Source organism: Micromonospora sp. BL4 (assembly GCF_003667505.1).
In the GTDB taxonomy this organism is placed as follows: Bacteria; Actinomycetota; Actinomycetes; order Mycobacteriales; family Micromonosporaceae; genus Micromonospora.
This window is the reverse complement of the sequence record NZ_RCVJ01000258.1, coordinates 20,039-30,788: the sequence shown is the minus strand read 5'-3', so window position 1 is coordinate 30,788 and position 10,750 is coordinate 20,039. Positions and strand designations below refer to the sequence as shown.

General features: G+C 73.6%; 9 protein-coding genes and 1 pseudogene. 5 read left to right on the top strand and 5 right to left on the bottom strand.

Annotation, left to right across the window (positions count from 1 at the left end):
- The 3 genes and pseudogenes from EAD89_RS29895 to EAD89_RS29885 form a co-directional block, all read left to right on the top strand.
- A pseudogene (locus EAD89_RS29895) lies at window positions 1-819 on the top strand (helix-hairpin-helix domain-containing protein); the annotation flags it as partial.
- 56 nt (window positions 820-875) lie between these two features.
- Complete coding sequence (locus EAD89_RS29890) at window positions 876-3,005, top strand: RecQ family ATP-dependent DNA helicase (RefSeq protein ID WP_121678017.1); 2,130 nt, start codon at window positions 876-878, stop codon at window positions 3,003-3,005.
- A 250-nt stretch (window positions 3,006-3,255) separates the two neighbouring features.
- On the top strand, window positions 3,256-4,185 hold the full coding sequence (locus EAD89_RS29885) for a hypothetical protein (protein ID WP_121678016.1): 930 nt from the start codon (window positions 3,256-3,258) through the stop codon (window positions 4,183-4,185).
- A 108-nt stretch (window positions 4,186-4,293) separates the two neighbouring features.
- Here the strand turns inward: EAD89_RS29885 and EAD89_RS29880 are convergent, their stop codons facing one another.
- Window positions 4,294-4,710, bottom strand: coding sequence for a helix-turn-helix domain-containing protein (locus EAD89_RS29880; RefSeq protein WP_121656117.1), 417 nt, complete (start codon window positions 4,708-4,710; stop codon window positions 4,294-4,296).
- A 248-nt stretch (window positions 4,711-4,958) separates the two neighbouring features.
- Here EAD89_RS29880 and EAD89_RS29875 point away from each other — a divergent pair, with 248 nt between their 5' ends.
- Window positions 4,959-5,417 carry a hypothetical protein gene (locus EAD89_RS29875; protein ID WP_121656118.1) on the top strand — a complete coding sequence of 153 codons (459 nt, stop codon included), beginning with the start codon at window positions 4,959-4,961 and terminating at the stop codon, window positions 5,415-5,417.
- Window positions 5,418-5,441: 24 nt separating this feature from the next.
- Here the strand turns inward: EAD89_RS29875 and EAD89_RS29870 are convergent, their stop codons facing one another.
- Together EAD89_RS29870 and EAD89_RS29865 are read right to left on the bottom strand one after the other, a co-directional pair.
- A complete protein-coding gene (locus EAD89_RS29870; protein WP_121678015.1) occupies window positions 5,442-6,605 on the bottom strand; it encodes an SAM-dependent methyltransferase in 1,164 nt (387 codons plus the stop codon).
- Between the two features lie 85 nt (window positions 6,606-6,690).
- Window positions 6,691-8,385 (bottom strand): DEAD/DEAH box helicase, encoded by a 1,695-nt coding sequence (locus EAD89_RS29865; RefSeq protein ID WP_121678014.1) that lies wholly within the window; start codon window positions 8,383-8,385, stop codon window positions 6,691-6,693.
- Window positions 8,386-8,688: 303 nt separating this feature from the next.
- Between EAD89_RS29865 and EAD89_RS29860 the strand changes: the two genes are divergently transcribed.
- Window positions 8,689-9,339 (top strand): ferritin-like fold-containing protein, encoded by a 651-nt coding sequence (locus tag EAD89_RS29860; protein WP_121678013.1) that lies wholly within the window; start codon window positions 8,689-8,691, stop codon window positions 9,337-9,339.
- Between the two features lie 76 nt (window positions 9,340-9,415).
- Here EAD89_RS29860 and EAD89_RS29855 read toward each other — a convergent pair whose 3' ends face one another.
- Both EAD89_RS29855 and EAD89_RS29850 read right to left on the bottom strand, forming a co-directional pair.
- On the bottom strand, window positions 9,416-9,643 hold the full coding sequence (locus EAD89_RS29855) for a DUF3107 domain-containing protein (RefSeq protein WP_030329796.1): 228 nt from the start codon (window positions 9,641-9,643) through the stop codon (window positions 9,416-9,418).
- A gap of 64 nt (window positions 9,644-9,707) precedes the next feature.
- Window positions 9,708-10,346: a TetR/AcrR family transcriptional regulator gene (locus EAD89_RS29850; protein WP_121656122.1), complete on the bottom strand. Its 639-nt coding sequence runs from the start codon at window positions 10,344-10,346 to the stop codon at window positions 9,708-9,710.
- Window positions 10,347-10,750 lie beyond the last annotated feature (404 nt).

Sequence of the window (10,750 nt, the reverse complement as noted above, 5' to 3'; positions counted from 1 at the left end):
GTGCCGCCGCCCGCCGCGCCGCCCCCGGTCAGCTCGCCGCCCCTACCGACGTCCGTCCCGCCGTCGCACCTGTGGACCCCGCTCGCCGCACCGCCACCGGTGGCAGCCGGGAAGCGCGTGCGGACGCCGACACCGCGCTGGGCGAGCAGGACCGTCACGATCCTCGGTACGGCACTCGTGCTGCTCTCCTTCGGCTGCCTCACCTGGCTGGTGATCGCGGCCTACGCGGCCTGGCGGCGCAGTTGGCGGCTCGCGGTCGCCGGCGTCGGGTACCTCGCCCTGCTCATCGTCGAGGTGGGTCTTCTCGACGTCGAGAATTCGGACGAGATCTCCGACAACAAGGCGGTGGGCTTCCTCGGCCTGGCTCTGATCACGTGGCTCGTCGGGGCGGTGCACGTGGTCCTGCTCAGCCGCGGTCTCTGGGCCGCCATCACCGGCAGCCCGGGTAGCGGGAGGGACCGAGCCGACGAGGAGCGGCGCATCCGTCGTGAACACGCCCGCTACCTGCTCTACCACTACCCCGCGGCTCGGGACGAGTTGCGACTCGGCCGGCCCGACCTGCCCCGCACCTTCGACGACGGCGGCCTGATCGACGTCAACTCGGTACCGGAACAGGTGCTCGCGGAGCTGCCCGGCCTGACCGCCGACCAGTCCCGGCAGCTCGTGGTCGACCGTTGGCTGCGCGGTCCGTACGCCTCCATGGAAGAGCTGGCCGGGCGTTGTCTGCTGCCCCCGAGTGCCACCGAGCCTCTCCGTGACCTGCTGCTCTTCCTACCCCCGGCCGCCCTGCCCGAGGAGGCGCGAACGGCCGGATCGTGACCCGAACCTCCCGTGCGAACCGAGGTCCTGACGCCCGGCGCTGGTAGAAATGCCGGATGGGCGACGAGCGGGCGGCGGTACGGGAGCGGGCCGAGGCGGTGCTGCGCCGGCTGGCCGGTGAGCACGCCCGGCTGCGCGAGGACCAGTGGCGGGCGATCGAGGCGCTGGTCGTCGACCGGCGGCGGGTGCTCTGCGTGCAGCGCACCGGCTGGGGCAAGTCGGCGGTCTACTTCGTGGCCACCGCGCTGCTGCGCGACACCGCCCAGGCCGAGCAGGCCGGCCCGACGGTCATCGTGTCGCCGCTGCTGGCGCTGATGCGCAACCAGGTCGAGGCGGCCGCCCGAGCCGGCATCCGGGCCCGCACCATCAACTCGGCGAACCTGGACGAGTGGGACCAGATCACCGCCGAGATCCAGGCCGGCGCGGTCGACGTGCTGCTGATCAGCCCCGAGCGGCTCAACAACCCCGACTTCCGCGACGGCGTACTGCCGAAGCTCGCCGCGACCACCGGACTGCTGGTGGTCGACGAGGCGCACTGCGTCTCCGACTGGGGGCACGACTTCCGGCCGGACTACCGGCGGCTGCGCACCTTCCTCGCCGAGCTGCCCGAGCGCACCCCGGTGCTGGCGACGACCGCCACCGCCAACTCCCGGGTCACCCAGGACGTCGCGGAGCAGTTGGGCGACGCCCTCGTCCTGCGCGGCACCCTGGACCGCGAGTCGCTACGCCTCGGGGTGCTCGACCTGCCCAGCCCGGCGCACCGGCTGGCCTGGCTCGCCGACCACCTGGACCAGCTGCCCGGCTCCGGCATCGTCTACACGCTGACCGTGGCGGCGGCGGGGGAGACCGCCGAGTTTCTGCGCTCCCGCGGCTACCCGGTCGCCTCGTACACCGGTCAGGTCGAGGACGCCGACCGGCGGGCCGCCGAACAGGACCTGCTGGACAACAAAATCAAGGCGTTGATCGCCACCAGCGCGCTCGGCATGGGCTTCGACAAGCCCGACCTGGGTTTCGTCGTCCACCTCGGCGCGCCGCCGTCGCCGATCGCCTACTACCAGCAGGTCGGCCGTGCCGGCCGGGCCGTCGAACACGCCGAGGTGCTGCTTCTGCCCGGCGCCGAGGACGCCGCCATCTGGCGGTACTTCGCCTCGCTCGCCTTCCCACCCGAGCAGCAGGTCCGGGCCGTGCTGGCCGCCCTGCACACCGACCGACCGCTCAGCACCCAGGCCCTCGAACCGCTCGTCGACCTGCGCCGGGCCCGCCTGGAGCTGATGCTCAAGGTGCTCGACGTGGACGGCGCGGTCCGCCGGGTGCGCGGTGGCTGGCTCGCCACCGGCGAGCCCTGGGTCTACGACGAGGCCCGGTTGCGGCGCGTCGCCGAGGCACGCACCGTCGAGCAACAGGCCATGCGGGAGTACGCGACCACGTCCTCCTGCCGGATGCGGTATCTACGCGAGTGCCTGGACGACACCGGGGCGGCCGACTGCGGCAGGTGTGACCGGTGCGCCGAGCCACTCTTCGACTCGGACGTGTCGACGGCCGCGCTCACCGCCGCGCAGACGTTCCTGGGCCGGCCCGGCGTGGAGATCGCGCCGAAGAAGCTCTGGCCGACCGGGCTGGACGGGGTGGGCGTACCCCTGAAGGGCCGGATCCCCCCGGCGGAGCAGGCGTTGCCGGGGCGGGCCGTCGGGCGCCTCTCGGACCTGGGCTGGGGCGGTCGGCTGCGCGACCTGGTCGGCCCGGAAGCTCCCGACGCGCCGGTGCCCGACGACGTGGCCGGCGCGGTGGTGGAGGTGCTCAAGGCGTGGGCGCACGGCGACGACCCGTGGCCCCGCCGTCCGGCGGCGGTGGTCGCGGTCGGTTCCCGTCGGCGGCCCCGGCTGGTCGGCTCGCTGGCCGAGCGGATCGCCGCCGTGGGTCGGCTGCCGCTGCTCGGTGAGGTTGCCCCGACCGGTGCGGGTGGCGTCGGCGAGCCGCGCGGCAACAGCGCCCAGCGGGTCCGCGCGCTGCATGAAGCGTTCACCGTGCCGGCCGACCTGGCCGACGCGCTGGCCGGGCTCGCCGGTCCGGTGCTGCTCGTCGACGACCTGGTCGACTCGGGCTGGACGATGACGATGGTGACCCGAGCGCTGCGGAAGGCCGGTGTGCCGGGAGTGCTGCCGCTCGCCCTCGCCGTGGCCGGCTGAGCCGGCCCGGCCGGTCGGCCGTGCGCTGTCGGCCTGCTGGGGTGGTGGCGGAAAAGTTCCCGGGCGGTGCGGATTGCGACGGTCGCCACGCCGTCCCGACGTCGACCGGGACCGGCCCGCCTCGGCGGTACCGTGGGCGGCATGACCGAGCAACCGCCCGTCGCCTCCGCGTACGCCATCTCCCCGATGACCTGCGAGGGCAGCGGGCGGGTGGCCGTCGGCGAGGCCGGCTACGCGTTGGACGCCGGCGGTGCCTGACCAGGTCTCCGCCGCGCCGGACCGCAGCACTGTCCGGCTGGCGCTGGTGGTCGGCGGGCTGGTGCTCGCGGTGCTGCTCGGTTTCGGCCTCGGTCGGATGAACGCCGGCGGCGCCACCAGCACCGGCGGCGCGACGCTCGCCGCCGACCACACCCACCCGCCGGGTACGCAGTCGCACGACCACGGCAGCGTCGCCGGTGCGGACCAGGGCGCAGGCGCGGAGCCGGGCGGCCTGTCGGTCAGCTCCGCCGGGTACACCCTGGCTCCACTGGTCACCGAGTTCCCGGCGGGACGCCCGGAGCAGCTCCGGTTCCAGGTGCGTGACGCTCAGCGCCGGCCGGTCACCCGCTTCGCCGTCGTGCACGACAAGCCGATGCATCTCATCGTGGTCCGGCGGGACCTGACCGGCTACCAGCACCTGCACCCGACCATGGCGCCGGACGGCACGTGGTCGGTGCCGTTGACCCTCGCGCAGCCCGGTGTGTGGCGGGCGTACGCCGACTTCACCGTGGTCGCCGCCGACGGCGGCCAGACCGCCGTGACCCTCGGCGCGGACCTGGTCGCGCCGGGCGGCTACCAGCCCCGGCCGCTCCCGGCGCCGGCGACCTCGACGACGGTGGACGGGTTCACCGTCGGTTACCAGGGCAGCCCGCAGGCCGGTGCGACGGTGCCACTGACGTTCCGGATCGACTCGGCCGGCGGCGCGGCGCCGCTGGAGCGCTACCTCGGGGCGTACGGGCACCTGGTGGCGCTGCGCGAGGGCGACCTGGGCTACCTGCACGTGCACCCCGAACCGGAACTCGTGGACGGCCAGGTCAAGTTCTGGCTGACCACCCCCGGCCCCGGCCGCTACCGCCTCTATCTCGACTTCCAGGTCGGAACCAAGGTCAACACCGCGGAGTTCACCCTCACGATCCCCTGACCCCCACCCCTCGCGGGGCCGGGGGTCTCACCCGGCTGACCATGAAGTCATTGCCTGTCGGCGCAGCGCGTCGTGGCACAACTTCATGATCAATGAGGGCGGGGTGGATCAGCCGGCGCGGCGGATGGGGCGGCGGGCCAGGTAGCGGAGCAGGTCGCGGATGTGGTGCTTCTCCTCGGCGGGGACGCTGGGGTCGGCCAGCCGGTCCAGGATGGCGCGGACGTCCGCCTCGACCGGGCCGTCGTCGTTGCGTCGGCGGGGTGCCGGCCCGGCGTCGGGCAGCCCGAGCGCCCGGAACGCGGCCGCGACCGGCAGATCCAGTGCGGAGCAGAAGCCGCGCACCTTGGCCAGCTCCGGATAATCCTGCCAGTCACCGGCCAGCCAGCGGAACACCGTGGAACGGCCCACGCCCGTGTGCGAGGCAAGGTCGGTGACCGTCCAGCCGCGTTCGTCGCGAGCGTCGTCGATGGCGCGCCGGACGAAGCGGGCGAACGCCATCTGTGGCGAAACGTCTGCAGAACCCATCCCTGCGGGTCTTCCCCTCCCGGCCGAAGCACTGGGGCATGCGCCCTCTGAGGGTAGTACGCCGAGGAGCGGAAACAATTGACTGACCGCACAAACTGTCCCGTGGATGGGACCTTTTCTCATCCAGACTGTGGACCGACCGGAATACGAATCAAGCGATCATCGTCGTTCTTCCACTAAGCTCGGTGCCCGTCCCGGCATGGCGCGTCCGCCTGCCACGTCCGACCGGGCCACCGTCGAGGAGCACCATGGCCGATTCGAGCCGCCCCCAGCCGTACCAGCCCGGTGCGGTGAGCCTCTTCTTCGTCGCCAAGGCCGGCGTCTTCGCCGCCGCGTTCTGGATCTGGTTGCTGGTCCTGGTGCTCCGCACCGACGCGGCGACCGGCGCTCACGTGCTCGCCGCCACCGGCGCGATCACCACCACGCTGGTCGCGGTGGTGCTGGGCATCCGGATGGCGTTGCAGCACAACGCCGCCGTCCGGCACGCGGAGATGAAGAAGCTGCTCGTCGACATCTCCTGGAACGCCTTCGCCGCGGCCGGCAACGCCGAGAGCGCGGGCACGGTGGTGCCCTTCCCGGCCGGACCGGCCGACAGCGAGCGACCCGCCCAGCGGGCGGGCAGCGAGCGGGTGTCGGCCTTCGACCGTGGCCCTGGCGAGCGGCTCGGCGGGCGGGACCGGGGCAACACCGGCGACCGCCGTCGCTAGCCGACCAGGGGCGCCCCGCCGTCGCTAGGCGGCGGGCGGCTCGTCGACGGCCAGCAGGGTCTCCAGCCGGGGCGTGACCCGCCACTGGTCCACCAGCTCGCGATACTCCGCGCGCTGCGGCCCGGTGGCCGCGGTGCCGGTACGGCGGGCCCGGATCAGCAGGTTGCGCGGGGTGTGCTGCGAGTCGACGAACTCCACCACCTCGGCCCGGTACCCGTGCACCCGCAGCAACCCGGCCCGCAGCGCGTCGGTGAGCACGTCGGCGAAACGCTCCCGCAGGATGCCCTGCCGGGTCAGCAGCTCGTACGGGGCCGGGGCGGGGTGGGCGCGGAGCTGCTTCGCCAGGTCGTGGTGGCAGCACGGCGCGGCCAGCACCCAGCGGGCCTCCCAACGCACCGCGCGGGCCAGCGCCTCATCGGTGGCGGTGTCGCAGGCGTGCAGCGCCAGCACCAGGTCCGGGGCGGGGTCGACGACGGCGTCGGCGATCGTGCCGGCCACGAAGCTGACCCGGTCGGCCCAGCCCAGTCGCTGTGCCAGCTCGGTGTTGCGCCGCCGCTGGTCCTCCCGGACGTCCACGCCGATCAGCTCGACGTCGAGCCCCCGGCCGGACAGGTAGCGGTACGCGGCGAAGGTCAGGTACGCGTTGCCACAGCCCAGGTCGACCACCCGCAGCGGACCGGTCAGCTCGTCGGGCAGGGTCGCCGCCAGGGCCCGTAGGAACGCGTCCACCTGGCGGCGCTTGGCCGCCGAGCCACCGATCTCGGCGAAGATCTCATCGCCCGGGTCGAGCAGGTACTCCTTCGCCCGGTCGTTCCCGCCGGGTGCCGCAGCCGGCCGGGCCGTCCCGGCAGCCCGGTGCACCTGCGCCTCGCCGGACTTCGTCACCCGTAGCTGGAGTGTTGCGTCCGCCGTCTCCACGTGCCAGTTGCCGAACGGCTCGGCCAACAGTTCGTCGACCGCCGCGGCGGTCTCCGGGCCGGGGGTGACGTTGCGGGTGTACGGGCGGGCGCCGTCGGAGGTGGCGATCTGGAGACGCGGCCCGGCCTTGAGGGTCACCGGCCGCAGTTCGGCTCGGACCACCGTCGGGCGGCGGCCACGGCGGCGCCCGGCGGCGACCGCCCGGGTCAGTGCCGGATCGAGCAGTAGTGCCCTGACCTGGGCCAGGGCGGCGTCCAGTGGTTCCGGCATCGTTCCATCTTCCGAAAGGCGGGGTGGGAAGGGAACATCCCCCGTACCGCGCGGGGCGGTGCGGGGGATGTCCGGTGTCGCTGGGTCAGTCCGCGGTCGCCTCAGCCGGCGTACCCGCGCCGGAACCGCCACCACGGCGGCGCCGACGGCGACGCGGCTTCGACGGCTCACCGTCGGTCGCGGCCACCGGCTCGGCCGGGGTCGCGTCTGCGGAGATCACCGCGGTCGGCTCGCCCACGACCGCCTCGCCGGCCCGACGGCGACGCCGGCGGCGGGGGGTGCGGGTGCCTTCGCCGTCGACGGCGGCGGAGTCCGCCGACGCCTCGGCGACGGCCGGCGTGCCGGCGTCGGAGCGGTCGCGGCGGCCGTCGCCCCGGCCACGGCGCTCACCTCGGCCCTCGCCGCGGCTGTCACCGCGCCGGGAGCCCCGGCCACCGCTGTCGCCCCGGCGGGAGCGGGTCGTCCCACCCAGGTCCTCTTCGATCTCGGCGGAGAGACCGGCCCGGGTCCGCTCGGCGGTGGGCAACGTGCCGCTGACCTCGGTGGAGATGTGCAGGTCGGTGTAGAGGTGCGGGGACGTGTGGTACGTCTCCGGCGGCTCCGGCATCTCCAGACCCAGGGTCTTGTCGATGATTCGCCAGCGGGGCATGTCGTCCCAGTCGACGAAGGTCACCGCGACACCGGTCGCCCCGGCCCGGCCGGTCCGGCCGATCCGGTGGGTGTAGGTGTCCTGGTCTTCCGGACAGTCGTAGTTGATGACGTGGGTGACGCCGGTGACGTCGAGCCCGCGGGCCGCCACGTCGGTGGCGACGAGAATGTCGATCTTGCCGGCCCGGAACGCCCGGAGCGCCCGCTCGCGGGCACCCTGGCCGAGGTCACCGTGCACCGCGGCGACCGCGAACCCGCGGAAGTCGAGGTCCTCGGCGACGCGGTCGGCAGCCCGCTTGGTGCGGGTGAAGATCATGGTCAACCCGCGCCCCTCCGCCTGGAGGATGCGCGCCACCACCTCGACCTTGTTCATCGAGTGGGTGCGGTAGACCAGCTGCTGGGTCTGCGGCGACGGGCCGGTCTCGGCGGTGTGCCCGGCGTGGATCGTCATCGGCTGGCGCAGGAAACGCCGGGACAGGGTGACGATCGGGTCGGGCATCGTGGCCGAGAAGAGCATCGTCTGCCGGTCCTCCGGCAGCATCGCGAGGATCTTCTCGACGTCGTCGAGGAAGCCCAGGTCGAGCATCCGGTCGGCCTCGTCGAGGACGAGCGCGTGCACCCGGTCCAGTCGGAGGTGCTTCTGCTTCTGCAGGTCCATCAGCCGGCCCGGGGTGCCGACCAGGATCTCCACGCCCTTGCGCAGCGCGTCGATCTGCGGCTCGTACGCCACGCCGCCGTAGATCGGCAGCACCCGGACGCCCCGCGTGCGGCCGGCGGCGGCCAGATCCTTGGCGACCTGGATGCCCAGCTCGCGGGTGGGGACGACGACCAGCGCCTGCGGGACGCCGTCACTGCCCTCGCTCGGCGCGAAGACCCGCTCCAGCAGCGGTACGCCGAAGCCGAGGGTCTTGCCGGTGCCGGTGGGCGCCTGACCGATCAGGTCGACGCCGCGCAGCGCGATCGGGATCGCGTACTCCTGGATCGCGAAGGCGCGGGTGATGCCGGCCGCGGCCAGCGCCTCGACGGTCTCGTCGCGGGCGCCGAGTGCGGCGAAGGTGGGGGCCTCCGGTCGGACCGGGGCGGTGGGGGCCAGTTCCTGGCCGTCCATCAGATCTTGAGTCAATTCGCTCATGTGGATGTGGGGGTGCCCTCTCGTGGGTGCGCCCCGTCATGTCCTCAGGGCGCGTTCGGTATGACGCGGGCCACACGGTCGGGGGCAGACTGCCGAGCCGGACCGGGCCGCACGCGCGCCGCAGGCTGCGCTTCGATCAGATCGGCGCCCACGGCAACTGCTCTATGCTACCTGAACAGGCATACCCCCGTCCCGATTCCCGACCGGGCAGCGCCCACGCGGGGGCGTTGAATGTGAACTGCGCCACACGCCGTGCCACGCGCGGGGCACCTACGTTCGGGCGGCGAACGGTAGCCTGCGCTCGTGTCCGCGCCGACCACCCCCGGTCCCGCCGTCGCCGACCTGCTGGGCCTGGTCGCCTTCGGTGAGCTGCTCGCCTTCGAGCGGATGGCCGGCGACGCCCGGCTCGCGCCCGACCTGCGCCGCCGTGCCGCGCTGAACGAGATGGCCGCCGCCGAGATCGCCAACTACCGCCGGCTCGCCGACCGGCTCACCACGCTGGGCGTGCCCTCGGAGGACGCGATGGCGCCCTACCTGGAGCCCTTGCAGGCGTACCACGACTCGACCGAGCCGCGGGACTGGGCGGAGGTGGTGACCAAGGCGTACGTCGGTGACGCCATCACCGACGACTTCCTCCGGGAGATCGCCGACGCGTTGGACGAGCCCGACCGGGCGCTGGTGCTGGACGTGCTGCACGACTCCCGGTACGCGGAGTTCGCCGCCGAGGAGATCCGGGTCGCCGTCGCCGCCGACCCCCGGGTGGCCGGCCGGCTCTCCATGTGGGCCCGGCGGCTGGTCGGTGAGGCGCTCTCCCAGGCCGGCCGCGTCGCCGCCGAACGGGCCGCGCTCACCGCGCTGATCGCGCAGGGCGACCGGGTCGACGTGCCGGGACTGTTCCGACGGCTCACCGCCGCGCACACCGCGCGGATGGCCGCCGTCGGGCTGAACAACTGATCACCCGGGCGGGCCGGGTGCGGTGCCGGCCCGCGGCAGGTGGGCCGACGCCGACCTGCCGCGATGGCCGGACCGGTCAGCGGACGGTGAAACCGACCGCTCGGGGCGACGCCTCGGCGATCTCGACGTAGGCGACCTTCTCGACCGGAACGATGACCCGCCGGCCCTTCTCGTCGGTCAGGGAGAGCGTGCCGCCGTTGCCGGCGAAGGCGTCGGTCACGATCTGCTCGATCTCGGCCGGCGACTGCGCGCTGTCCAGAACCAGCTCGCGCGGCGCGTACTGCACGCCGATCTTGACCTCCACTGTGCCTCCTCAACTGGGGCGAAAGAACCGCCCTGCGAAGGCTATCCGATCACGGGGGCGGCGGTCAGGCTGACTCACCTTGCAGCGGGAAGCTCGCGATGCCCCGCCAGGACAACGCCGCCACCAACGCCTCGGCCTCGGCCTTCGGCACCTGTCGACCGCCGGCCAGCCAGAACTGCGCGGCCGTCTCCGCCGCGCCGACCAGCCCGGAGGCCAGCAGCTCGGCGTGCGCCCGGCTCACCCCGGTGTCCGAGATGATGGTGTCGGTGATCGCCGCGATGCAGCCCTGCTCGACCCGCTCGACCCGCTGCCGCACCGCCGGATCGTTGCGCAGGTCCGATTCGAAGACGAGGCGGAACGCCTCGCTCTCGTGGTCGACGAAGTCGAAGTACGCCCGCACCGACGCGCTGACCCGCTCCTTGTTGTCGCTGGTGCCGCGCATCGCTTCGTGCACCTTGGCGACGATGGCGTCGCAGTGCGTGTCCAGCAGGGCCAGGTAGAGCTCCATCTTTCCCGGGAAGTGCTGATAGAGCACCGGCTTGGAGACCCCCGCCCGCTCGGCGATGTCGTCCATCGCCGCGGCGTGGTAGCCCTGCGCGACGAACACCTCCTGCGCCGCCGCGAGCAGCTGCTTACGGCGCGCCGAACGGGGCAGGCGGGTGGGCCGGCCGGCGGTCTGTGCACCGTTCCCCACAGCGGTCATGGGATCCTCCGAGTTCTCCGTACGAGCCGGCATTTTTCCCCCAGACCGGGCGGGGCCCGTGACCCCCGTCGTGGAAATGGCCCGCCGCTGTAACTTATCGCCACTGTCACCACACGGTAGCCTCAGCGGGGGCGACCAAGGAGCGCGCGGTGAGTGAAACAGGGCAACCCGGAGCCGCCACCCCGGGAGAGCACGGTGACGGAGCGGGTCAGCACGACGACCCGGGCCGTTCCGGCGGCGGGTGGGCGCCCCCGGCGGGCGGGTGGTCCCGGGCCGCCGAGCGCGAGGATGCCCGGGAACCGGCGGCGCGCTGGCAGCCTGACGCGGCGTCCGGTTGGCGTACGTCCTCCACCCGGCACGGCGACCTGCCAGCACCCCTGGCCGGGCTGCCCGGCGCCACCGAG

Coding starts and splice junctions, on each gene's coding strand:
- EAD89_RS29870 (WP_121678015.1), bottom strand. CDS start 6,605: ATGCCGGAACCACTGGACGCCGCCCTGGCCCAGGTCAGGGCACTACTG.
- EAD89_RS29890 (WP_121678017.1), top strand. CDS start 876: ATGGGCGACGAGCGGGCGGCGGTACGGGAGCGGGCCGAGGCGGTGCTG.
- EAD89_RS29875 (WP_121656118.1), top strand. CDS start 4,959: ATGGCCGATTCGAGCCGCCCCCAGCCGTACCAGCCCGGTGCGGTGAGC.
- EAD89_RS29865 (WP_121678014.1), bottom strand. CDS start 8,385: ATGAGCGAATTGACTCAAGATCTGATGGACGGCCAGGAACTGGCCCCC.
- EAD89_RS29850 (WP_121656122.1), bottom strand. CDS start 10,346: ATGACCGCTGTGGGGAACGGTGCACAGACCGCCGGCCGGCCCACCCGC.
- EAD89_RS29880 (WP_121656117.1), bottom strand. CDS start 4,710: ATGGGTTCTGCAGACGTTTCGCCACAGATGGCGTTCGCCCGCTTCGTC.